Annotated in this window: 26 protein-coding genes and 1 pseudogene; 15 read left to right on the forward strand and 12 right to left on the reverse strand. The window is 69.5% G+C overall.

The genetic code is table 11. The annotated features are described in order from the left end of the window. Positions 1 to 9 precede the first annotated feature (9 nt). The 5 genes from H5T77_RS08345 (at position 10) to H5T77_RS08365 (ending at position 4806) form a co-directional block, all read left to right on the forward strand. Positions 10 to 417, forward strand: coding sequence for an HIT family protein (locus H5T77_RS08345; RefSeq protein ID WP_292647535.1), 408 nt, complete (start codon positions 10 to 12; stop codon positions 415 to 417). 104 nt (positions 418 to 521) lie between these two features. Next, the gene (locus H5T77_RS08350; RefSeq protein ID WP_292647537.1) at positions 522 to 1445 is read left to right on the forward strand and encodes a glycerophosphodiester phosphodiesterase; all 924 of its coding nucleotides are present in this window, start codon (positions 522 to 524) and stop codon (positions 1443 to 1445) included. Between the two features lie 100 nt (positions 1446 to 1545). Then, positions 1546 to 2676, forward strand: a complete 1131-nt coding sequence (locus tag H5T77_RS08355) for a glycerophosphodiester phosphodiesterase (RefSeq protein ID WP_292647539.1) — start codon at positions 1546 to 1548, stop codon at positions 2674 to 2676. Positions 2677 to 2777: 101 nt separating this feature from the next. Further along, positions 2778 to 3545 (forward strand): SDR family NAD(P)-dependent oxidoreductase, encoded by a 768-nt coding sequence (locus tag H5T77_RS08360; RefSeq protein WP_292647542.1) that lies wholly within the window; start codon positions 2778 to 2780, stop codon positions 3543 to 3545. 220 nt (positions 3546 to 3765) lie between these two features. After that, positions 3766 to 4806, forward strand: coding sequence for a DUF3048 domain-containing protein (locus H5T77_RS08365; protein WP_292647545.1), 1041 nt, complete (start codon positions 3766 to 3768; stop codon positions 4804 to 4806). Between the two features lie 22 nt (positions 4807 to 4828). On the opposite strand, the gene H5T77_RS08370 is transcribed toward H5T77_RS08365, so the two are convergent. Beyond that, positions 4829 to 5518 (reverse strand): TetR/AcrR family transcriptional regulator, encoded by a 690-nt coding sequence (locus H5T77_RS08370; protein WP_292647548.1) that lies wholly within the window; start codon positions 5516 to 5518, stop codon positions 4829 to 4831. A gap of 125 nt (positions 5519 to 5643) precedes the next feature. On the opposite strand from H5T77_RS08370, the gene H5T77_RS08375 reads away from it, so the two are divergent. The 5 genes from H5T77_RS08375 (at position 5644) to H5T77_RS08395 (ending at position 9819) form a co-directional block, all read left to right on the forward strand. Next, positions 5644 to 6174 carry a hypothetical protein gene (locus tag H5T77_RS08375; RefSeq protein WP_292647550.1) on the forward strand — a complete coding sequence of 177 codons (531 nt, stop codon included), beginning with the start codon at positions 5644 to 5646 and terminating at the stop codon, positions 6172 to 6174. 152 nt (positions 6175 to 6326) lie between these two features. Further along, entirely contained in the window at positions 6327 to 6893 is a 567-nt protein-coding gene (locus H5T77_RS08380) for a YqgE/AlgH family protein (RefSeq protein WP_292647553.1), read from the forward strand. Positions 6894 to 6915: 22 nt separating this feature from the next. Next, a complete protein-coding gene (locus tag H5T77_RS08385) occupies positions 6916 to 7194 on the forward strand; it encodes a DUF3039 domain-containing protein (protein WP_160024715.1) in 279 nt (92 codons plus the stop codon). 79 nt (positions 7195 to 7273) lie between these two features. Next, on the forward strand, positions 7274 to 9055 hold the full coding sequence (locus tag H5T77_RS08390) for a DEAD/DEAH box helicase (protein WP_292647559.1): 1782 nt from the start codon (positions 7274 to 7276) through the stop codon (positions 9053 to 9055). Beyond that, positions 9052 to 9819 (forward strand): copper homeostasis protein CutC, encoded by a 768-nt coding sequence (locus H5T77_RS08395; RefSeq protein WP_292647562.1) that lies wholly within the window; start codon positions 9052 to 9054, stop codon positions 9817 to 9819. Before H5T77_RS08390 ends, H5T77_RS08395 begins: the two co-directional genes overlap by 4 nt. On the opposite strand, the gene H5T77_RS08400 is transcribed toward H5T77_RS08395, so the two are convergent. Then, a complete protein-coding gene (locus H5T77_RS08400; RefSeq protein WP_292647564.1) occupies positions 9816 to 10295 on the reverse strand; it encodes a MarR family winged helix-turn-helix transcriptional regulator in 480 nt (159 codons plus the stop codon). The two genes, H5T77_RS08395 and H5T77_RS08400, sit on opposite strands and share 4 nt — an antisense overlap. 57 nt (positions 10296 to 10352) lie before the next feature. Between H5T77_RS08400 and H5T77_RS08405 the strand changes: the two genes are divergently transcribed. Further along, positions 10353 to 10892: a DUF1697 domain-containing protein gene (locus H5T77_RS08405; RefSeq protein WP_292647566.1), complete on the forward strand. Its 540-nt coding sequence runs from the start codon at positions 10353 to 10355 to the stop codon at positions 10890 to 10892. A gap of 34 nt (positions 10893 to 10926) precedes the next feature. Here the strand turns inward: H5T77_RS08405 and H5T77_RS08410 are convergent, their stop codons facing one another. From H5T77_RS08410 to H5T77_RS08430, 5 genes are all read right to left on the reverse strand, one after another. Then, a complete protein-coding gene (locus tag H5T77_RS08410; protein ID WP_292647568.1) occupies positions 10927 to 11664 on the reverse strand; it encodes a helix-turn-helix transcriptional regulator in 738 nt (245 codons plus the stop codon). Between the two features lie 56 nt (positions 11665 to 11720). After that, on the reverse strand, positions 11721 to 12059 hold the full coding sequence (locus tag H5T77_RS08415; protein ID WP_292647569.1) for a hypothetical protein: 339 nt from the start codon (positions 12057 to 12059) through the stop codon (positions 11721 to 11723). A gap of 172 nt (positions 12060 to 12231) precedes the next feature. Further along, positions 12232 to 13473: an MFS transporter gene (locus tag H5T77_RS08420; protein ID WP_292647572.1), complete on the reverse strand. Its 1242-nt coding sequence runs from the start codon at positions 13471 to 13473 to the stop codon at positions 12232 to 12234. Between the two features lie 55 nt (positions 13474 to 13528). Beyond that, complete coding sequence (locus tag H5T77_RS08425; RefSeq protein ID WP_292647574.1) at positions 13529 to 14113, reverse strand: nicotinamidase; 585 nt, start codon at positions 14111 to 14113, stop codon at positions 13529 to 13531. 29 nt (positions 14114 to 14142) lie between these two features. After that, the gene (locus H5T77_RS08430) at positions 14143 to 15435 is read right to left on the reverse strand and encodes a nicotinate phosphoribosyltransferase (protein ID WP_292647618.1); all 1293 of its coding nucleotides are present in this window, start codon (positions 15433 to 15435) and stop codon (positions 14143 to 14145) included. A gap of 121 nt (positions 15436 to 15556) precedes the next feature. On the opposite strand from H5T77_RS08430, the gene clpS reads away from it, so the two are divergent. From clpS to H5T77_RS08450, 4 genes are all read left to right on the forward strand, one after another. After that, the gene (gene clpS / locus H5T77_RS08435) at positions 15557 to 15850 is read left to right on the forward strand and encodes an ATP-dependent Clp protease adapter ClpS (RefSeq protein ID WP_179656783.1); all 294 of its coding nucleotides are present in this window, start codon (positions 15557 to 15559) and stop codon (positions 15848 to 15850) included. Next, positions 15850 to 16440 (forward strand): DUF2017 domain-containing protein, encoded by a 591-nt coding sequence (locus H5T77_RS08440; RefSeq protein WP_292647578.1) that lies wholly within the window; start codon positions 15850 to 15852, stop codon positions 16438 to 16440. The genes clpS and H5T77_RS08440 overlap by 1 nt, the downstream gene beginning before the upstream one ends. 85 nt (positions 16441 to 16525) lie before the next feature. Next, positions 16526 to 16966 (forward strand): M67 family metallopeptidase, encoded by a 441-nt coding sequence (locus H5T77_RS08445; RefSeq protein ID WP_292647580.1) that lies wholly within the window; start codon positions 16526 to 16528, stop codon positions 16964 to 16966. A 32-nt stretch (positions 16967 to 16998) separates the two neighbouring features. Further along, positions 16999 to 17274 (forward strand): MoaD family protein, encoded by a 276-nt coding sequence (locus H5T77_RS08450; RefSeq protein ID WP_292647582.1) that lies wholly within the window; start codon positions 16999 to 17001, stop codon positions 17272 to 17274. Between the two features lie 104 nt (positions 17275 to 17378). On the opposite strand, the gene H5T77_RS08455 is transcribed toward H5T77_RS08450, so the two are convergent. The 5 genes and pseudogenes from H5T77_RS08455 to H5T77_RS08470 all read right to left on the reverse strand — a co-directional run bounded on the left by H5T77_RS08455 (position 17379) and on the right by H5T77_RS08470 (position 20975). After that, positions 17379 to 17999 carry a response regulator gene (locus tag H5T77_RS08455; protein WP_292647585.1) on the reverse strand — a complete coding sequence of 207 codons (621 nt, stop codon included), beginning with the start codon at positions 17997 to 17999 and terminating at the stop codon, positions 17379 to 17381. Positions 18000 to 18078: 79 nt separating this feature from the next. Then, on the reverse strand, positions 18079 to 18330 hold the full coding sequence (locus H5T77_RS25635; RefSeq protein ID WP_366816615.1) for an ATP-binding protein: 252 nt from the start codon (positions 18328 to 18330) through the stop codon (positions 18079 to 18081). A 170-nt stretch (positions 18331 to 18500) separates the two neighbouring features. Further along, a pseudogene (locus H5T77_RS08460) lies at positions 18501 to 19304 on the reverse strand (histidine kinase); the annotation flags it as partial. 1 nt (position 19305) lies between these two features. Beyond that, positions 19306 to 20049 (reverse strand): ABC transporter permease, encoded by a 744-nt coding sequence (locus H5T77_RS08465; RefSeq protein WP_292647590.1) that lies wholly within the window; start codon positions 20047 to 20049, stop codon positions 19306 to 19308. Next, positions 20046 to 20975: an ABC transporter ATP-binding protein gene (locus H5T77_RS08470; RefSeq protein ID WP_292647592.1), complete on the reverse strand. Its 930-nt coding sequence runs from the start codon at positions 20973 to 20975 to the stop codon at positions 20046 to 20048. The genes H5T77_RS08465 and H5T77_RS08470 overlap by 4 nt, the downstream gene beginning before the upstream one ends. Between the last annotated feature and the right edge of the window lie 79 nt (positions 20976 to 21054).

Raw genomic sequence — 21054 nt, forward strand, 5'->3', positions numbered from 1 at the left:
GCGAACCCCATGAGCTGCGTCTTCTGTGACGTCGTCGCCGGCGATCTGGAGGCCGAGGTGGTCTTCGAGGATGACGCCTTCCTGGCCTTTCTCGACCATCGGCCGGTGCAGAAGGGGCACATCCTGATGGTGCCCAGACAGCACTTGGCGACGCTGCTCGATCTCCCTCCCGACCTGCACGAACGCTTCGTCGCGAACGCTCAGCGCTTGGCCGCCGCGGTCGTCGACGGCATCGACGCCCAAGGCAGCTTCGTCGCGATCAACAACGTGGTCAGCCAGTCGGTCCCGCACCTCCACCTCCACGTCGTCCCGCGCCGCCGCGGCGACGGCCTCAAGGGCTTCTTCTGGCCCCGGCACAAGTACAAGGACGGCGAACAGAAGGAGTACGCCGACCGGCTGCGTGCCGTGCTGGACTGAGTTCACCGAGGCGTACGGCTTCGGCCATCAAGAGGTCGGGGCAAGGTCGGTGAGGGCCGATTCACTCGAGATCAGTTGTTGTCCACTGATCCCGGGAGTGCGCAATGTCCGTGTCGTCCGTCGCGACCAAGTCCCTCACCTCAGCTCTGGCCGGCGTCGCGCTGGCCGCGGGCACGATGCTCGTTCCGGTGGCGGTGAACGCCGTCGAGGCCAACCGGGCCGACGACATCACCGTCACCGCCCACCGTGGGGCGAGCGCGTACGCCCCGGAGAACACCCTCGCCGCCTTCGCCGTCGGCATCGAGCAGCGCTCCGACTGGATCGAGTCGGACGTGCAGGCCACGAAGGACGGCGAGCTCGTGCTGATGCACGACACCACGTTGTCGCGTACGACCGACGTCGAGCAGCGCTTCCCCGGCCGCTCGCCGTGGCGGGTCAAGGACTTCACGCTCGCCGAGATCAAGACGCTGGACGCCGGCTCCTGGTTCGATGAGGAGTTCGCCGGTGAGCCGGTGCCGACGCTGAAGGAGATGGTCGAGCAGGTGCGGTCTTCGCGCTCCGGGATCCTGATGGAGCTCAAGTCGCCCGGGCTCTACCCGGGGATCGAGAAAAAGGTCGCGGCCGAGTTCGACTCCTTCCCGGGCTACGTTCGGTCCTCGGTCGCCGCCGGCCGGCTCGCCGTGCAGAGCTTCGACTTCGGCTCGATGAAGACCTACAAGAGCATCCAGCCCGAGGTGCCGGTCGGCCTGCTCGGCACCCCGGCCTACGCCGACCTGGACAGCTACACCTGGGCCGACCAGATCAACCCGCACTACGGCTCCTTCGACGCGAGCTACGTCGCCCGCGTGCACGCGCTGGGGATGGACATCCACTCCTGGACGGTCGACGACGCCGAGATGATGAGCGCAGTCCTCGACCGCGGTGTCGACGGCGTCATCACCAACCGCCCCGACGTGCTCGAGAACGTGATCGCCGAGCGCCGTACCGCCGATGTGGACGACGCGGCCGTCGCCGCCGACGCAGCCTGAGGCCCGTCGACAGATCGTCATTCGTCGTTCACCGCACACCGGGCCCGGGGTCTCCCGGGACCGGTGTGATCGGTTCATGACCACGCCGAACCCCACTCGAATGCGTACCCTCACGCTCGCCGCGGCCGCGACGCTCGCCGCCGGGACCCTCCTGGTCTCGAACCCCGCCTCCGCGGCGGCCACCCCCACGACCGCCGTCCAGGCGGCCAAGCACAAGCACGCCGAGCCGATCGTCTTCGGTCACCGCGGTGCCTCGGGCTACCGGCCCGAGCACACCCTCGAGGCGTACGACCTGGCCATCCAGCAGGGTGCCGACTACATCGAGCCCGATGTGGTCTCGACCAAGGACCGCGTGCTCGTGGCCCGTCACGAGAACGAGATCTCGGGCACCACCGATGTCTCCGCCCGCCCGGAGTTCGCGGACCGGAAGACCACGAAGACCATCGACGGAAAGGCGCTGACCGGCTGGTTCACCGAGGACTTCACCCTCGCCGAGCTGAAGACGCTGCGAGCCGTGGAGCGCATCCCCGGCGACCGCCCGGCCAACACCGCCTACGACGGCCTGTTCGAGGTGCCGACCATCGAGGAGGTGCTCGACCTGGTCGAGGCCAAGGAGGCCGAGACCGGCCGCACCATCGGCGTCGCTCCGGAGACCAAGCACCCGACGTACTTCGACTCCATCGGTCTCTCCATGGAGGAGCCGCTCGCCAAGAGCCTCAAGCGCCACGGTCTCGGTGGCAAGCGCGCCGCCGCAGTGATCCAGTCCTTCGAGGTCAGCAACCTCAAGGACCTCAACCGCATGGTCGACACCCCGCTGGTGCAGCTGGTCGACTTCGGCGGTGCCCCCTACGACCAGGTGGTCGCCGGGACCGGCGTGACCAACGACTACCTCGTCACCGACAAGGGCCTGCGGAGCATCAGGAAGTACGCCGACCAGGTGGCGCCGTACAAGTACTACTTCATCCCGCGCAACGCCGACGGCACGCTGGGGGAGCCGACCGACCTCGCCGACCGTGCGGAGCGCCTCGGGCTGCCGACCGTCATCTGGACCATGCGCGCCGAGAACAAGAACCTGCCCACCGAGTGCCGCATCGGCACCGACCCGATCGCGATCGGTGACCTCGGCTGCGAGGTCGGCCCCTACCTGGACGCAGGCGTCGACGCGTTCTTCACCGACCACCCCGATCTGGGCGTGGCCGCGCGCGACGCTTGGGTTGCTACCAATCAGTAGACACCTCGCGACATGACGTGCGGCCCTCGCTACAGTCGGCGGGGGCCGTACGTCATTGTCGGCTGAGTCATAGAGCCTGAGTCACACGAAGGAGTTTGGTCATGGGTCGTTTCGACGGACGCGTCGCAGTCATCACCGGGGCAGCGCGAGGGATCGGTTTCGGAGTCGCCACGCGTTTCGCCGAGGAGGGTGCCTCGGTAGCGATCATCGACCTGGACGAGGCCGCCGCCGCTGAGGCCGCCGCCAAGCTCCCGCTGGCGGAGGGCGCCAAGTCCGTCGGCATCGGCGCCAACGTCGCCAAGGCGGAGGACACCGAGGCCGCGGTCGCGCGCATCGTCGAGGAGCTCGGCGGCCTGCACATCCTGATGAACAACGCCGGTATCACCCGCGACAACCTGCTCTTCAAGATGACCGAGGACGACTGGGACCTGGTCATGAACGTGCACCTCAAGGGCCACTTCCTGATGTCGAAGGCCGCGCAGGCGGTCTTCGTGAAGCAGAAGTACGGCAAGATCATCAACGTCTCCTCCACCTCGGCCACCGGCAACCGCGGCCAGGCCAACTACTCCGCGGCGAAGGCCGGCGTGCAGGGGTTCACCCGCACCCTCGCGCTCGAGCTCGGCCCGTTCGGCGTCAACGTGAACGCCATCGCGCCGGGGTTCATCGCCACCGAGATGACCGACCAGACCGCGGCCCGCCTCGGTCTCGACGTCGACGAGTTCCGCAAGCTCTCGGCCGACGCCAACCCAGTCAAGCGCGTCGGTGAGCCCGCCGACATCGCCGCCGCCGCGGCCTTCCTGGCCAGCGACGAGTCCTCCTACATCACCGGTCAGACCCTATACGTAGACGGCGGCGCGACCGTAGCCTGAGCGCCCTCCCAGCACGCACCCGGCGGCGTTGTCGTCGGTCGACGGCCAAGGCCACTTCGTTCAGGCCTGGGCCGCCTCCCTCCTCCGCCTTGCCGTGCACGCACTGGGAGAACGCTCAGATCGCAATTACTAGGGAGCCCCGGGCGCGGCTTCGTCGCATGCAACGATTACCGTCTGACACTCGTCTAGGTAGCTGAGCCGATGTAGATGGAGATCGATGATGCGCACGTCCCGCCCGGGGTTCCTGCTGCGAGCGACGGCAACGCTCGCTGCCGCGGGACTGGTCCTGACCGGCTGTGGCTCCTCGGAGGAGCCGAAGGAGACGAAGCCGTCGCCGTCCGCGCCCGCTGAGCCCGACCACGAGCCGCTGACCGGAGCCCAGCTCCCCGAGGGGCAGACCGCTGCTCGCAAGCACCCCGCCTACATCGTGAAGATCGACAACACCGCGGCCAGCGACCCGCAGTACGGGCTCGCCAAGGCGGACATGGTCGTCCAGGAGCTGGTCGAGGGTGGCGTGACGCGGCTGGCCGTCGCGTACTACTCCCAGCTCCCGAAGGAGGCCGGCCCGGTCCGGTCGATGCGGGCGACCGACGCCGGGATCGCCGCGCCGATCGATGCCAAGATCATGACCAGTGGCGCCGCGCCCTACACCTTCGCGCAGCTGAAGAAGCACGACGTCTCGTGGATCGACATGTCCACCCCCTACGTCGTACGTGACACCAGCAAGCCCCACGACTTTCTGCACAGCGTGGTCGGCAAGGTCGCCAAGGTCGGCAAGGCTGCCGAGAAGAAGGGCAAGGCCAAGCGGCCGGCCGACTTCATGCCCTGGGGCGACGCGACCACGAAGCTTGCCGGCGGCAAGCCCGCCAAGGCCGTAGACGTGAAGTTCTCCCAGGCGCGTACGGACAACTGGGTCTTCAAGGGTGGCAAGTACCGCCTGCAGAACAACTACATGTCCAAGAGCGGTCAGTTCCTCGCCGACACCGTCGTGGTCGCGCAGACCAGGACCACGATCGCCCCGTACAAGGACCCGGGCGGCGCGATCGTCCCGGTCTCCCACTTCACCGGTAGGGGTAAGGCGTGGATCCTGCGCGCCGGTCAGATCGTCGAGGCGACCTGGGTGAAGAAGGGCGAGAAGGGCGCCGTCACGTTCACCGATGCGAGCGGTGCCGCGATCGAGATCCCGCCGGGCAAGGTGTGGCTGGACCTGATCCCGAAGGGCAACGGCCAGGTCGAGCCCGGTGGGGTGAGCGTCAAGTAGCGCTCGTCACTGACCCGGTGGGTCAGCGCATGTCCTCGACCTTGACGCCCTGCTGCGCCAGGGTCTGGACCCCGGTCAGCAGGTAGGTCACGGCCAACTCGATGCGCTCGGCGGCGTCCTCGGGGTCGCTGGCCTCGGTGACGGATTCGCCCGCGGCCGACATCGCCCCGAAGAAGAGTCGGGCGAAGGTCGCGACCATCTCGTCGTCCACGGTCCGGTCGCCGGCGCGCAGGACGGCGGCGACGATGTCCTCGACGACGGCGAACGTGGAGCGCTCCTCCTGCTCGCGGTAGCGCTGGTAGCCGAGGACGGCGGGCCCCTCCTGCACGACGATGCGGCGGTAGGTGGGCTGCTGGACGGCCTCCAGGAACGTACGCAGCCCGGCCCGCGCCTGCTCCCAGGGGTCCTTCGACTCGCGCATGGCGGCGTCGATGCTCTGCGCGGTGGCGGCCTCGACCTTCTCGAAGACGACCTCGTAGAGCGCCTGCTTGCCGCTGAAGTGGTGGTAGAGCGCGCCCTTGGTGACCTCGGCGCCGGCCACGATGGCGTCCAGCGACGTGCTCGCATAGCCGTGCTCGGTGAAGAGCTTCTCGGCGACCTCGACCAGCGTCTTCTTGGTCGAGGCGGAGAACTGCTGCCGCCGTGACATCCCCGGGACCGACGGGAGAGGGGGGACCTTGGGGACCAGCTTGCTCACGGACGACTTTGCCACCCGCCCACTCTAACGGCCGTGTTCGGAATCACCGTCCCAGGTATTGGCCATACCCTTGGTATGTTCAATACTATAGGTACGTACTCACGGTATGTGAGTCACGAACTTCCGCAAGGAGCCGACAAATGAGCTGGACCAGCCATCACAAGCGCGGGGAGATCCTCCGCGGCGTGGTCGCCGCCGTCGACGAGCGTCGAGACGGCCTGCTGCCCATGGATCTTCCTGGAGTCACCGAGACCTTCGCCGACGAGCTCGACCTGCTCGCCGCCCTGCAGCTGCGCTGGCACACCCGCCTGTCCGGCCGCATCGAGACCGAGCTCGCCGACCAGCCGATGGACCTCGAGGACGCCGTCGTCCGGGCCTGGCACGGCGCCGCCGACGACCTGCCGGGGATCCGTGCTGTCCTCGACCGCTACCACGCACTGCCCGTCGACGAGACGATGGCCGACGCCCTGGCCAAGGCGCAGGCCAAGGAGCACCTCACCCTCGCCGTGATGGCGGGCAAGGGTGCCTTCGCCGACGCCCAGTGCGTCCAGATCGGCTCGCTGATCGAGCTGCGGGCTCGGGCCGAGTACGAACCTGCCGCCCCGATCGTCGACCGCGGGCCCTTCGCCGGCCTCGTCGACATGTTCCGGTCGGTGCGCTCAGCGGCCTGACGCTGCGTACCGGCTCATCAAGCCAGGCTCCGGGCGCCGGCGCGCCCCTCCCGCGGTCTCCCTCCGCACTCCCTAAGTGCCGGCCCCGGAGTCTTCATACGCGTTGGCTTCGGGTGCGACTGATGTTTCACAGGTGATGCGATCATGGCGTCATGACCGAGCAGACGGACGTACGCGCCGGTCGGCTGCTGGTGGCCACGCCCGAGCTTCGCGATCCCAACTTCGTCGACACCGTGGTGCTGCTGATCGAGGTCAACGACGACGGCGCGCTCGGCGTCGTGCTGAACCGGCCCTCGCCGGTTCCGGTCGCCGAGGTGCTCCATCCGTGGGCGGCCTCCGTCGCCGACCCTGACGTCCTGTTCCAAGGCGGCCCGGTGAGCAAGGACGCCGCGATCGCGGTCGCGCTCCTGGTCGATGCCGACGACCAGCCCCTGGGGTTCCGTCCGGTGGTCGGGCGACTCGGGCTGCTCGACCTCGACACGCCCCTAGAGCTGGTCGAGGGCACGCTGTCGCGACTGCGCATCTTCGCCGGCTACGCCGGCTGGGGGTCTGCCCAGCTTCAGGGCGAGGTGGAGGAGGGGTCGTGGTATGTCGTCGACAGCGAGCCCTATGACTCCTTCCTCGTCGACGTGAGCTCGATGTGGGGCGCGGTGCTTCGACGCCAGCCCGGTGAGCTGGCCTTTCACGCCACGCGCCCGCCCGACCCGGGACTCAACTGACGGACCCTTGTAAGGTTGGCGCATGGGCATCCTGGGATTCGGCACGAAAGAAGCCGTCAAGGAACGGGAGGACATCCGCGAGCAGGACGTCCCCACCGAGGAGGGTGACCACGACCGCTACTCCCATTACGTGGAGAAGGACAAGCTGACCGAGGCGATGGTCATGGGCACGCCCGTGGTCGCGCTGTGCGGCAAGGTGTGGGTGCCGAGCCGCGACGGGTCCAAGTTCCCGGTCTGCCCCGACTGCAAGGAGATCTTCGAGGGGATGCCGCCTAGCGGTGGCGAGGGCGACGACGAGTGAGTGAGCTTCAGCGAGCGAGCCATCGAGACAACACTTCGCCGAGTGCGTATTCTGGCGCTCGCGCTACGGACTCGGCGAAGTGACTGGGGCCGACCTACCCGGCGCCCTCACACCCGCGTGGCCCAACAAGGCCGCGTGGGGCACTGCGCCCAAGCTGCGTGCTTGGCAGCAGGAGGCGCTGTCTCGATACCTGGCCGACCAGCCTCGTGACTTCCTGGCCGTGGCGACGCCGGGTGCCGGTAAGACGACCTTCGCGCTGACCGTCGCCGCCGACCTCCTCGGTCGCAGGCTGGTCGACCGGATCACCATCGTCGCTCCCACCGAGCACCTCAAGGTGCAGTGGGCGGAGGCGGCCGCCCGGGCCGGGATCCCGATCGACCCGAGCTACTCCGCCGGTCAGGGCAAGACCTCGGCCGACTACGTCGGGATCGCGGTGACGTACGCCGGGGTGGCGGTCAACCCGCTCGCGATGCGGATCCGCACCGAGCGGTTCAAGACGCTGGTGATCCTCGACGAGGTCCACCACGCCGGCGACGCGCTGTCGTGGGGCGAGGGGGTCCGGGAGGCCTTCGAGCCGGCCGCGCGCCGACTGGCGCTCACCGGGACGCCCTTCCGCTCCGACACCAACCCGATCCCGTTCGTCACCTACGCCCCCGGCGAGGATGGCGTGCCTCGTTCGGCGGCCGACTACACCTACGGGTACGCCGAGGCGCTGCGCGACAACGTCGTCCGGCCGGTGCTCTTCATGGCCTATTCCGGACAGATGCAGTGGCGCACCCGGGCCGGCGACGAGATCGCCGCCCACCTCGGCGAGCCGCTGACCAAGGACCTGACCTCACAGGCGCTGCGGACCGCGCTCGATCCGGCCGGATCGTGGATTCCGTCGGTGCTCGCGGCCGCCGACAAGCGCCTGACCGAGGTGCGGCGTCACGTGCCCGACGCGGGCGGGCTCGTCATCGCCACCGACCAGGACTCGGCGCGCTCCTACGCCAAGACGCTGAAGACCATCACCGGGCAGAGCGCCACCGTCGTGCTCTCCGACGAGAAGGCCGGCTCGAAGAAGATCGCCAAGTTCTCCGAGTCCGACGACCGCTGGATGGTCGCGGTCCGGATGGTCTCCGAGGGCGTCGACGTGCCCCGGCTGGCGGTCGGGGTCTACGCGACCACCACCTCGACACCGCTCTTCTTCGCGCAGGCGGTCGGGCGCTTCGTACGCGCGCGTACGCGGGGTGAGACCGCCTCGGTCTTCCTGCCGTCGGTCCCGAACCTGCTCGGGTTCGCCTCCGAGCTCGAGCTGCAGCGCGACCATGTGCTCGGCAAGAAGGTCACCAGCGAGGACGACATCTTCGCCGCCGAAAACGCGCTGATGGCCGCGGCCAACGCCGAGGAGGGCGCCTCCGAGGAGGAGCTGGGAGCCTGGGAGGCCATGGGGTCTGAGGCGCGCTTCGACCGGGTGCTCTTCGACGGCGGCGAGTTCGGCCACTCCGGCGAGGTGCACGTCGGCTCGGAGGAGGAGATGGACTTCCTCGGCATCCCCGGGCTGCTGGACACCGACCAGATGAAGACCCTGCTCCAGCAGCGGCAGAGCGACCGGGCACGCAAGCAGAAGTCCACCTCGGCGCCGGTGGCCGCCGACGAGCCGGTCGCGGCGGTCGCCGCCCACGAGCAGCTCGCCGTGCTCCGCCGTGAGCTCAACGGCCTGGTCGCGGCCTGGCACCACCGCACCAAGACTCCTCACGGCGTCACCCACAACCGGCTCCGGAAGGAGTGCGGCGGCCCGCCCGCCGCGGTCGCCAACGCGGACCAGCTGAAGGCCCGCATCGACACCCTGCGCGACTGGGCGGCGCGAGGCTCGGCGTGAGCCGTCTCCCGGGCCGGCCGCGCTCGACCGCGCTGGAGATCGCGGTGACCTCGGTGGCCGGGGCACGCGCGGCGCGCACGGGCGGTGCGACCCGGGTCGAGCTCTGCTCGGCCCTCGAGGTCGGCGGCGTCACCCCGTCGCAGGGGCTCGTGGAGGCCGTCCTCGACGAGGTCGGCGGCAGCGAGGCCGCCGACGGGTGGCAGGGCGTCCACGTGCTCGTCCGGCCGCGCCCGGGCGGATTCAGCTACTCCCGGGCGGAGCGGGACCTCCTGAGGCGAGAGGTCGACATGATTCTCGAGGCCGGTGCCGACGGGATCGTGATCGGCGCGCTCACCCCGCACGGGGAGCCGGACGTGGAGCTGATCCGGCAGCTGGCCGAGGAGGCTGCTGCGTACGAGGCGACGGTGACGTTCCACCGCGCCGTCGACCTCAGTGCCGACCCGGTCGCGGCGGTCCGGGCGCTGGCCGGCGTGGTCGACCGGGTGCTCACCTCCGGCGGCGCACCGACGGCGGCCGCGGGAGCGTCGACGATCGCCGCGATGGTTGCGGTCGACGGGCCGGACGTGCTGGCCGGCGGTGGCGTCGGTGTCGACTCGATCGCGATGCTCGCCGCGCTCGGTGTCGAGGGCGTGCATCTGTCCGCGAAGCGGCGGGTCATCACCGCCTCCCTGATCGCCTTGGGCGACGCCGACGACGGCGGCCACTGGGAGACCGATCCCGCGGTGGTCGCGGCTGCGGCTGCCGCGCTCGGCTTGCCGGGTTAGGAGCCGGTCGGGGCGTCGCCCTCGACCAGGTCACGAAGGACGGCCACGGCCGCCTCGAGCTCTGCCTCGGTGCGGTTGCGGGACTCGAGCCGCTCGGCGATGAGCCGGGAGATGCGGTCGCGCACCTCGGCCAGGTCGGCCCGGCCGGCCTCGGTGAGGGTGACCAGGCTGGCCCGCGCATCGGCCGGGTTGGGTGTCTTGGTGACCAGACCGGTCTCCACCAGCTGGGCGATCTGGGCCGACATGGTCGGCTGCGAGCAGCCGTCTGCGCGGGCCAGCTCGGTGATGCCGAGCGGCCCGATGGCGTCGAGGATCGTGAGGACGCGGACGCTGGCCGGAAGGTCCAGCGTGCGGCGTACGAGGCGCATGAGACGCGCCGCGTAGACGACCAGGTCGCTGGAGAGGTCCAGGGTCTTCGCCGAAGCGGAGCCCGAGGCGGTCGGGGCTGCCGAGGAGAGCAGCTGCTGTGAAGGCATCGATCGGATTCCAGGGTCGGGGTTGCGGCGCGGCGGACGGGTGGAGACTATCTGAGAATGACAACGGAACGGCACACCTGGATCGCGTTCCTGCGAGCCATCAACCTCGGCGCGAACCGGAAGTTCCCGAAGCAGGCGATCATCGCCGCCGTCGTGAGGGCGGGCGGAACGGACGTCGAGACCTACATCAACACCGGCAACGTACGCTTCGACCACCCGGTCGGCGACCGGGCGGAGATGGAGGCGATCCTGGAGGAGGCCTTCGCTGCCGACCGCTTCTTCGAGGTGCCGACGGTCTGCATCACGCCGGCCGAGCTGAAGGTGATCGCCAACGACGCCGTGGCTGTCGGGACGGGGCACGAAGGCAAGCAGTTCGTGTTCCTGTGCAAGGAGCTCACGGACTCCGGCTCGCGGGACGCGCTGGTCGCACGGGCGGGGGAGGGCGAGCGGGTCTACGTCATCGGCCGCGCCGTGCACCTGCTCACCGAGAGCTTCCAGCAGACGAAGATCACCAACGCCGTCGTCGAGCGCCACATCGCGGTCAGCACCAACCGCAACCTCAACGTGATCCGCACCCTCGCCGACAGGTGGGCGTGAGCCTGGATACATCGATCTTCGACGGCGTGGTTCATCACCCGGCTGCCGCCCGCGCCGGAGGCGAGGTATGAGCCATGGGGTGCCGAAGCTGCGCGGGAGCCGGTAGAAAGCGAGTCTGAGGGTCGAGGGTCTTCGGCGGCTGCCAGCCCAGGCGATGGGCGGCGCCCACCGCGGCGATCTGCGAGGTGACCTCGAGCTTGGCGAGAATGGACTTCACCTGCGTGCGGACCGTCGCAGGCGAGACGAAGTCGAGGGCGGCGATCTGGGACACGGTGCGCCCGTTCCTGAGGTGCTCCAGCACCTCTTCCTCGCGGCGAGAGAGACGTTCGAACCGCTCGCGGAGTCCCGCCAGTTCGATGTCGCGACGCACGGCGTGCGCGATGAGCTCTTCGCGCTCGCGTACGTCGAGGACGCGGAGTCCGTCGGTGAGGCGCCTCACGATCGAGATGAGATCGTTGAGCGGCCGGGACTTCGGCAACACCGCCCGAGCACCGCGGCGCAGCGCCTGTCCCCAGCAGGCCCGGTCCGTCGTCGACGTCAGGATGGCCACATCGACCCCCGCGCGCGTCAGTGGCGCGATCGCCCCCATCCAGGGATCTCCGGCGTCCAGCGTCGCGCCGAGGATCACGATGCTCGCCCGAGCGCGCAAGATCTGTGCTGTGAGCGCGGAGGTGGTCGCGTGATCCGAGGGTGGGGGCAGGAGCCGGGCATCGAAGCGGTGCCTCGACAGCGCCAGCTCCAGGGACTCGCCGACCACCGGGTGAGACTCCACGATGGCTATCCGATTGCTGACCAGAGACTGACCAGGACCGGAGCTTGCTACGGCGGTCATGCCCCGACCTGCCCAGCGGTGTCGGTCGTCTCGTAATGGTTGATCGCCAGGTTCAACGTGGCCAGTGCACGCAGCTCGGTCAGCGTCGCTCTCTCGATGCCGGCCAACCGCAGGCGGGCCCGTGCTTCCCGCAGCGCCCGGCCATCGCCGACCTCGTCTGCCAGGCGTACGGCCGAGGACTGCGGTGTCCACGAGGGAGCTCGCACCTCGCGCATCACCTTGAGCAAGGTCCACTGTGGGGATCCGGCTGGGAGCAGCCGGGCGATCCTGCGCTGACTCGGGCCGCCGTGCGGTCCGGGAGCTGTCTGAACTGCCGATGGGGGATTGCTGATCATGGACGCAATCCTTGTCCCGCGGGGCGCCTGCGTGACCGTGCATAGGGCCCGAAGTTCCGGGACTGAAGACCCGGCCGGATCTCCTGTGGTGCCAACGCCTTGGCCGGCTGACCGAGCGAAGCCACGCCTCGGCCTACACGGCCTACACGGCCTGCGTTCTGGTGGGTCGGACCTAGTGCGCCGGGGCGCCGTCGCGCTCGGCCAGGGCCGGCACACGGCTCAAGCGGCGGACAGCCGGGCTCAGCAGTGTCGCCAGCGAGATCACGACAAAGGTGATGCCGGCGATCGCGAGCACGTTCTCGATCCCGTACGCAGCGGCCAACGGCCCCATCGCCAGCTGCCCGATGGGGATCGCGATATAGGTCCCCAGCTGGTCGTAGGACGAGGCACGGGAGAGCAGCTCGGGAGGGACGTTCTCCTGCATCGAGAGCTGCCAGCCGAGGCTGAACACCTGGATGCCGGCACCGGAGAGAGCGGCTGCGGGAAGCAGCACCGCCAGGTCGGTGGAGAAGCCGAGCGCCGCGATCGGCAGGCCGAACACGGCCATGCCGATCATGCCGTAGAGCAGGGGCCGTTCGAGCCGGACCTTCATCAGCACGAGCGTCGCGGCGAGCACGCCGATCCCCTGGAAGGTGAGGATCAGGCCCCAGCCGCCGGCGCCCAGCGATGAACCCTCCGCCCGCTGCGGACCGAGGGTGAGCAGCCCGCCTTCGTAGAGTGCGTTGAGCATGGTCGCGGCGCCGACACAGAGCCACAGCCAGCTGGTCGTGCGGAAGTAGTCCCAGCCCAGACGCAGGTCGCCGACGATGGACGCCTTGGCGGCAGTGCCACTGAGCTTGACCGGCAGCAACAGCAGAGCCGCGATGATCCAGGTGGCGGCGTCGATCGCGAGCGCCCAGCCCGCGCCGACGCTGAGGACGAGCAGGCCGGCGGTGCCGGGGCCGGCGACCGCGACGACCGCCCGGGTCAGCGACAGCAGCACGTTGGCTTCCTGCAGCATGCTGCGGGGCACCACGAGCGGGATGATCCCCTGCTGGGCCGGCAGGCCGGCGGCGGAGACGATGCCGTTGAGAGCCGAGAGGGCGATCAGGTGCCACAGCTCGGCGACGCCGGTGATGACGAGGACGGCGACGGCCGCCTGGCTCAGCCCGGAGACCAGGTTGGAGGCGAACAGGACCCGGGCTCGGCCCATCCGGTCGGCCAGCACGCCGCCGATGAGCATGAAGACGATCATCGGGATGGTCCTGGCCGCGAGGACGGCACCGATCGCGATCGGCGCGTCGCTCACCTCCATCACGGCGAAAGCGAGCGCGACGGGCGCCATGAAGTTGCCGACCAGATTGATCGAGCGGGACGCGAAGAACCACCGAAAGAGGGGTTGGCGAAGAGGGGCTGTCGCCGAGATCGGAGCCATTCGAGAGAGAATAGACCGTCAGACGCGCCTTATCGGCGCAAAGTTCCCATTTCTGTCATGAGACCGTTACCCCAGCGGCGCGCATCTCTTCGACGGCCGCTGCGGTGCTCTCCGCAGCCACGCCGGCGGTCAGGTCGGAGAGCAGCGTCGTGTGGAACCCGGCCGCTCGCGCGTCGAGCGCGGTGGCACGTACGCAGTAGTCGGTCGCCAACCCGCACACGTCGACCTCCGCCACGCCGCGACCCCGGAGCCAGTCGACCAGGGTGGCGCCGCCGTTGGCCGCGCCCTCGAAGCCGGAGTAAGCGGCGGCGTACTCGCCCTTGCGGAAGATCTCGTCGAAGGTCACCGGGTCCAGGTTGGGGTGGAAGGCCTCGCCGTCGGTGCCGACGACGCAGTGGGGCGGCCAGGAGTTGACGTAGTCCGGCGGGTTGCCGAAGTGGTCGCCCGGGTCGATGTGGTGGTCCTTGGTGGCGACGACCAGGCCGTACGTCGGCTCCGGCTCCTCGCTCGCCGCCCGCTCACGCAGCAGCTGACCGATGTCGTAGGCCACCCGCGCCCCGCCGGCGACCGGCAGGGACCCGCCCTCGCAGAAGTCGTTCTGTACGTCGACCACGATCAGTGCACGCGTCATGCTCGCCACACTAGCCCGAGCCTCGTTGGACCCGAGCCTCATTGGAACAGCGTCGGGATGACCGGATCGCCCTTGAGGAGCGAGTGGGCGACGACGGGAAGCTCGGCGACCGAGGCCTGGTGGCGTTCACGCGCCGCGTCGAGCGGCTCACGACCGACGACCTCGCCCTTGCTCACGAGCTGGGTGAGGAGGGGACGGTCGTTGTTGTCGCCGGCCGGCGCGGCACCGATACCGATCACCTCGGCGTCGGCGACGTCTTTTCGGTCACGGCGGCGCAGGGCGTACTTCCGGCCGCCGATCGAGGCCTTGGACGCGCTCTTCTTGGCGACGGGCTCCAGGTCGCCGGAGGCGCCCTCGCGCGCGACCAGCTTGTAGACGAACCCGGCGGTCGGGTGACCGGAGCCGGTGACCAGCTGGGTGCCGACGCCGTAGCCGTCGACCGGGGCGGCGGCCAGGCCGGCGATCGCGTACTCGTCCAGGTCGCTGGTGACGATGATCTTGGTCTCGGTGGCGCCGAGGTCGTCGAGCTGGCGGCGTACGTCATGGGCGAGCAGCCCCAGGTCGCCGGAGTCGATCCGCACCGCACCGAGCTCGGGTCCGGCGATCTCGACCGCCTTCGCGACCGCCTCCGCGATGTCGTAGGTGTCCACCAGGAGCGTGGTGCCCTTGCCGAGGGAGGCGACCTGGGCCCGGAAGGCCTGCTCCTCGGTGTCGTGCAGGAGCGTGAAGGCGTGGGCGGAGGTGCCGGTGGTGGGCACGCCGTAGCGGGCGCGGGCGGCGAGGTTGGAGGTGGCGGTGAAACCGGCCACGTAGGCCGCGCGGGCGGCGGCCACGGCGGCCGCCTCGTGGGTGCGGCGCGAGCCCATCTCGATGCACGGGCGCTCACCGGCTGCCATCGTCATCCGCGAGGCCGCGGTGGCGATGGCCGAGTCGTGGTTGTAGATCGAGAGCAGCACCGTCTCCAGGACGACCGCCTCGGCGAAGCTCGCCTCGACGACGAGCAGCGGCGAGTGCGGGAAGAAGGTCTCACCCTCGGCGTACCCCCAGATGTCGCCGGTGAAGCGGTAGCCGGCCAGCCACTCCAGGGTCGGGCCGTCGACGACCCCCTCCAGGACGGCCAGCTGCTCCGGGCCGAACCGGAAGGCCTCGATGGCATCGAGCGCCCGCCCGACCCCGGCCACCACGCCGTAGCGGCGACCTCCGGCCAGCCGCCGGGGGAACAGCTCGAAGACCGCACGACGCTCTGCGGAGCCGGCCTTGAGGGCTGCCTGGAGCATGGTCAGCTCGTAATGATCGGTCAGGAGCGCGGTCGAGCCTGCCGTCGAGTCCACTGTCGAGTCCACGGGCACATCGTGGCACGATGGATGTCATGAGCGAGCGCAAGCGAGTGACCATCAAGGTCCTCATGCCGCCGAATCCGTATCCTTGCGCCTGCGCTACGGAGGTGGCGGCATGAGCGCGCCAAGCCCCGTGGAGCTCGACGAGCCCGAGGTCGACGACCTCGTAGCGCCCGCGACTCCGTGGGTGACCATCGTCTGGAACGACCCGGTCAACCTGATGTCGTATGTCACCTTCGTCTTCCAGAAATACTTCGGCTACTCGAAGAAGAAGTCGGAGAAGCTGATGATGGAGGTGCACCACGACGGCAAGTCGGCGGTCTCCTCCGGATCGCGTGAGGAGATGGAGCGCGACGTGCAGGCGATGCACGAGTACGGGCTCTGGGCGACTCTGGAGAAGCAGGATTGATGGGCGGGTTCAGCTACCACCGCCGCAGCAAGCAGATCATCGCGACCTTCTCCGGGTTCGAGGCAGACCTGCTCCGTTCGCTGGCCTCTCAGCTCGTCGAGCTGTTGCGCAACGAGGTCGCCGCGCCGGCCGAGAGCGATGACCCGCTGGAGGCCATGCTCGACTTCTCGGGTCCGACCACCGAGCCCGAGGACCCGGTGCTGAAGCGGCTCTTCCCCTCGGCCTACGGAGAAGACGCCGAGGCGGCCGGGGAGTTCCGGCGGTTCACCGAGGGCGGGCTGCGCGACGGCAAGGCGCGGGCCGCCTCGACGATCATCGACGCGCTCGAGGAGGCCGGGCTGCCGCCCGAGCTGGACGAGGACGGGATGGTCATCGACGTCGAGCTCTCGATCGCCGACGCCGAGGCGTGGATGCGCTCGTTCACCGACATCCGGCTCGCGCTCGCGACCCGGCTCGGGGTCGAGGACGGCGACGAGGACTTCTGGGACTCGCTGCCCGAGGACGACCCCGCAGGCCAGGTCTACGGGATCTACCAGTGGGTCGGGATCCTGCAGGAGACCATCGTCGAAGCGCTCTGGGCGGCGTCCTGACTACACCATCGTGGCGGGTGGTTGTGACCGTGTCCGGCACCCGGTCATGTACGTCGTCGCTGCTTGGCCCGCCTAGGCTGATCCTGTGCTGACCATCGACCAGGCGACCTACGACGCGATCGTCGCCCACGCGAAGCGCGACCATCCCGACGAGGCGTGCGGGATCGTCGCGGGCCCTGAGGGGTCCGACCGGCCGGAGCGGTTCATCGAGATGATCAACGCCGCCGGATCGCCGACCTTCTACGAGTTCGACTCGACCGATCTGCTCCAGCTCTACAAGGAGATGGACGCGAACGACGAGGAGCCGGTGATCGTCTACCACTCCCACACGGCGACCGAGGCCTACCCCTCGCGGACCGACATCGGTCTCGCGATGGAGCCGAACGCACACTACGTGCTGGTCAGCACCCGCGACTGTTTCACCGATGGGGGAAACGACGACGGCCCGGTCGAGTTTCGATCATTCCGCATCATCGACGGCAACGTCACCGAGGAAGAAATCAGCATCGTCGCGACGTTGTCGTGACGCGCCCGAGAAACATCCAGCTAGGAGAACCCATGGCCATCGAGGTCAAGATCCCGACCATCCTCCGCACCTACACCGCCGGTGAGAAGGCAGTCAGCGCCGAGGGCAAGACCCTGAGCGCGCTCATCGACGACCTCGAGGCGAACCACTCCGGCATCAAGGAGCGCCTCATCGACAACGGCGACCTGCGCCGCTTCATCAACGTCTACATCAACGACGAGGACGTCCGCTTCATCGGCGGTCTCGACGCCGAGCTCAAGGACGGCGACCAGGTCGTAGTCCTCCCCGCTGTCGCCGGCGGCTGCTGAGCGCCGCCCCAGCACGCACCTGGCGGCGTTGTCGTCGGTCGACGGCCAACACCGGGCCGCCTCCCTCCTCTGCCTTGCCAGGCACGCACTGGGACGACGCTCGCTCAACCCAGGATGCCGCGGTCGTACGCTCGTGCGACCGCGGCAGCTCTGTCTGTGACGCCGAGCTTGTCGAAGATGTGGCCCAGGTGGGTCTTGACCGTCGCCTCGCTGACGAAGAGCTTTGCGGCGATCGCGCGGTTGGTCGTCCCGCCGGCGACAAGGGTGAGCACCTCGCGCTCGCGCGGGCTCAGCTGAGCGGTCGGGCCCGGTGAGCGGAGCCGGGAGGCGAGCCGGGTCGCGACCGCGGGGGAGAGCACGGTCTCGCCGGCAGCGGTCGCTCGGACTGCCTTGACCAGGTCCGGTGTCGGGGCGTCCTTGAGCAGGTAACCGGTCGCCCCCGCCTCGATCGCGGCGACCACGTCGGTGTCCGTGTCGAACGTCGTCAGGACCAGTACGCCGGTGCGCGACTCCCGTGCCCGGAGCCGCTCGATCACCTCCACGCCACCGGTCCCGGGCATCCGGAGGTCGAGGACGAGCACGTCCGGCTCGAGCTCCTGGACGAGGGCGAGAGCCTCGGCGCCGTCGCCGGCCTGGCCGACGACCTCGAAGCCTTGGGCGCGGAGCACTCCGACCACCCCGTCGCGTACGACCGGGTGGTCGTCGGCGACCACGATCTTGATCACTGTGGTCCTCTATCTGTCAGAAGGTGACCCCTCGGCGCCAGAAACCGACTCCTCGGCGTCAGATGGTGACGTCTCGGGGTCATGCGGCGCCTCGGGGGAGCGCAGGGACGGTCGTGGAGATCGCCGTGCCGCCGCCTGGGGCGGACTCCAGGGTCACGGATCCGGTGAGGCGCTGGGCGCGGTTGCGCATCACGCCCAGGCCGAAGGCCGAGTCACGGCGGGGAGCGGTGGGGTCGAAGCCGCAGCCGTCGTCGCGTACGTCGAGGATGACCTCGGACTCGTCGAACGTGAGCGTGACGCCGACCCTCGATGCCCCGGCGTGCTTGGCCACGTTGCGAGGGCCTCCTGGGCGATCCGCAGCAGGGTCGCCTCGACCTCGGAGTGCAGCGCCGTGGCTTCGCCGACGACGACGAAGGTGGCCTCGACGCCGTGGTCGTCGCGCCAGGTCGCGACCAACGCCGACAAGGCATCGGGGAGCCCCGCGTCGGCGAGCTCAGCGGGGGTGAGGTCCTGGACGGACCGACGGGCCTCGACGAGCGCGGTGCGAGCCATCTCGGTGGCCCGGGCGACCCGGCGGCGTACGTCCTGGGCGTCCACGCAGCCGTCCGCGGCCTGGAGCTGGGCCACGACGCCGGCGAGCGACTGCGCGATGGTGTCGTGGATCTCGCGAGCGAGGCGCTCGCGCTCGTCGCGTACGCCGCTCTCCCGCGACTGCGCGAGGAGCCGCTCCTGCAGCTTGGCGTTCTCGGCGTGCGCCCGCTCCAGCCTGACGATGGTGTCGGCCCGCTCCCGGCTGACGGCGTCGAGATGGATGCTGTAGCGGGCCATCAGGCTGGCGAGCCCGAAGTTGACGAGGAAGAGCATGGGCAGCAGCGCGCCCTGCCACGGGTTGTCGTAGGGCGGTGGCCCGCCGGTCTGGCCGACGGCCATGATCAGCGCGGTGGCCGCCATCGCCACCCAGCGCCGGCGCCCGCGGAAGGAGTCGAACGCGTCCAGGAACCCGATCCAGGCGAAGATGCAGAAGAGCGGATGGATGAGGGTGAGGGCGGCGGCCAGCAGGGTGCGCCCGGCGTAGCCGACCGGATGTGGGCGACCGTAGACATACATCCACCGCCAGATCCACGCCGCGGTCGCCGCCACCAGCACACCGAGGGTCACCTGCATCCCGACCGAGTGAGGACCGAGCTCGGGGATGGTCGCGACGCTGATGGCCGTGGCGAGCGCGAGCAGCGCGAAGGGAAGCACCTTGAGGTTGCGCTCCCAGCGCTGCTCGTGCTCGTCCGCCGAGGTCATGTAGAGGACCATCTCATTCCCAGCGGAAGACCCGCACGGCGATCACGTAGAGCACGACCGCCCAGCCGCCCATCACCGCCAGGTCGACCAGCTCCGGGAAGCTCCCGGCGGTGGCGTCGTTGAGTGCGTTGGAGGCCGCGCCGTAGGGCGTGAGCGAGATGATGTCGCGCACCGTGCCGCCGAACACCTCGACCGGGAAGTAGACCCCGGCCGTGAACATGCACGGGAAGAAGACCACCATCCCAACGACCTGCCCGGCCTTCGCGTTGGGCGAGACGGCCGTGATCGCGGCCCCGATCCCGAGGGAGACGATCAGCGCCAGGACGTACGCCACCGCATATCCGACGACCGACTCCGGCAGCGGCGTCCCGAACGCGACCCGGCCGAGGACGATCACGATCACCGACGAGGCGGCGACCGCAGCCGCGTGCACCAGCACCTGGCCGAGCAGGATCGCGAACGGCTTGGCGGGTGTGGTGCCGAGCCGTCGCAGGATCCCGTTCTCGCGGTAGCCGGTCAGCGTCGCCGGCATCGTCATGATCGAGGCCATGATCATCGAGAGCAGCACGGTGACCGGGACATAGAGGTCGATCAGGCTCCGGCCGCCGAAGTCGGCGCTGTCCTCGCGGAAGCTCGGGATGAGCCCGAGCACGCCCAGGAGCAGGCTCGGGAACAGGACGATCCAGAAGAGCGAGAGCCGTTCGCGGGCGAAGAGCCTGGACTCGGTCCGGATCACGGCTGCTGTCGGGCTGGTCATCGCGTGATCTCCTGCGTGGTGTCGGTGAGGTCGAGGTAGGCGGAGTCGAGGCTTCCGGCGGCGACCCGGAGCCGCTGGGGGGACACCCCTTGCGTACGCAGCGCCTCGATGACGGCGAGGGCGACTCCCTCGGCACCCTCGACGGTGATGGTGCCGTTCGCGCTGTGCGCGGAGGTGACACCGTCGATCTCGCGCAGGGAGACCAGGTCGATCGCGGCCGAGGTGTCGAAGGTGGTGGTCGTGGCAGCCGTGCCTGCGGCGATGAGCCCTGCCGGGGTGTCGAGGGCGCGGATCCGGCCGGCATCGACGATCGCGATCCGGTCGCAGAGCGTCTGCGCCTCCTCCATGGAGTGGGTGACCAGGATGACGGTCACGCCCCGGTCACGTACGTCCCGCACCAGGTCCCACACCTCGCGACGGGCCCGCGGATCGAGGCCGGTGGTGAGCTCGTCGAGCACGACGACCCGCGGCCGGCCGATCAGTGCCAGCGCGATCGAGAGCCGTTGCTGCTGGCCACCGGAGAGGTCCTCGAACCGCTGGCCCAGATGAGCGCCGAGCCCCAGCCGCTCGGCCAGCGGCGCCCACGGCTCGGGGTCGGGGTAGAAGGCGCTCCACAGCTCCAGGGCCTCCTGGACCGTGATCTTCTGCTGCAGCTTGGCCTCCTGGAGCTGCACGCCGAGCACCTCGGTGAGGGCGGCCCGGTCGGTCCAGGGGTCGATGCCGTGGACCCGGATGTGGCCCCGGTCGCCGACCCGCAGGCCGGCGATCGCCTCGACGGTCGTGCTCTTGCCTGCCCCGTTGGGGCCGAGGATCCCGAAGATCTCGCCCTCACAGACGTTCAGGCTGATCTCGTCGACCGCCACCTTCTCGCCGTACGTCTTGCGCAGGCCGTCCACGACGACCGCTGGTTCTCGCTCCTGATGCATACTCCCAGCCTGCTGTGTTCCGCGGTCTCACGGATCGGGCGATCGGCGCGTGTGGGCATCAGCCGATCGGTTGATGCGA

It is taken from the genome of Nocardioides sp. (assembly GCF_014360585.1).
Lineage (GTDB): Bacteria > Actinomycetota > Actinomycetes > Propionibacteriales > Nocardioidaceae > Nocardioides.

Bases quoted from the DNA above. Each gene is read 5' to 3' on its own strand.
- H5T77_RS08470 (WP_292647592.1), bottom strand. From the start codon at position 20,975: ATGCATCAGGAGCGAGAACCAGCGGTCGTCGTGGACGGCCTGCGCAAG.
- H5T77_RS08365 (WP_292647545.1), top strand. From the start codon at position 3,766: ATGCGCACGTCCCGCCCGGGGTTCCTGCTGCGAGCGACGGCAACGCTC.
- H5T77_RS08350 (WP_292647537.1), top strand. From the start codon at position 522: ATGTCCGTGTCGTCCGTCGCGACCAAGTCCCTCACCTCAGCTCTGGCC.
- H5T77_RS08345 (WP_292647535.1), top strand. From the start codon at position 10: ATGAGCTGCGTCTTCTGTGACGTCGTCGCCGGCGATCTGGAGGCCGAG.
- H5T77_RS08420 (WP_292647572.1), bottom strand. From the start codon at position 13,473: ATGGCTCCGATCTCGGCGACAGCCCCTCTTCGCCAACCCCTCTTTCGG.
- H5T77_RS08450 (WP_292647582.1), top strand. From the start codon at position 16,999: ATGGCCATCGAGGTCAAGATCCCGACCATCCTCCGCACCTACACCGCC.
- H5T77_RS08355 (WP_292647539.1), top strand. From the start codon at position 1,546: ATGCGTACCCTCACGCTCGCCGCGGCCGCGACGCTCGCCGCCGGGACC.
- H5T77_RS08440 (WP_292647578.1), top strand. From the start codon at position 15,850: ATGGGCGGGTTCAGCTACCACCGCCGCAGCAAGCAGATCATCGCGACC.
- H5T77_RS08400 (WP_292647564.1), bottom strand. From the start codon at position 10,295: ATGCCTTCACAGCAGCTGCTCTCCTCGGCAGCCCCGACCGCCTCGGGC.
- H5T77_RS08380 (WP_292647553.1), top strand. From the start codon at position 6,327: ATGACCGAGCAGACGGACGTACGCGCCGGTCGGCTGCTGGTGGCCACG.
- H5T77_RS08405 (WP_292647566.1), top strand. From the start codon at position 10,353: ATGACAACGGAACGGCACACCTGGATCGCGTTCCTGCGAGCCATCAAC.
- H5T77_RS08465 (WP_292647590.1), bottom strand. From the start codon at position 20,049: ATGACCAGCCCGACAGCAGCCGTGATCCGGACCGAGTCCAGGCTCTTC.
- H5T77_RS08375 (WP_292647550.1), top strand. From the start codon at position 5,644: ATGAGCTGGACCAGCCATCACAAGCGCGGGGAGATCCTCCGCGGCGTG.
- H5T77_RS08415 (WP_292647569.1), bottom strand. From the start codon at position 12,059: ATGATCAGCAATCCCCCATCGGCAGTTCAGACAGCTCCCGGACCGCAC.
- H5T77_RS08385 (WP_160024715.1), top strand. From the start codon at position 6,916: ATGGGCATCCTGGGATTCGGCACGAAAGAAGCCGTCAAGGAACGGGAG.
- clpS (WP_179656783.1), top strand. From the start codon at position 15,557: ATGAGCGCGCCAAGCCCCGTGGAGCTCGACGAGCCCGAGGTCGACGAC.
- H5T77_RS08360 (WP_292647542.1), top strand. From the start codon at position 2,778: ATGGGTCGTTTCGACGGACGCGTCGCAGTCATCACCGGGGCAGCGCGA.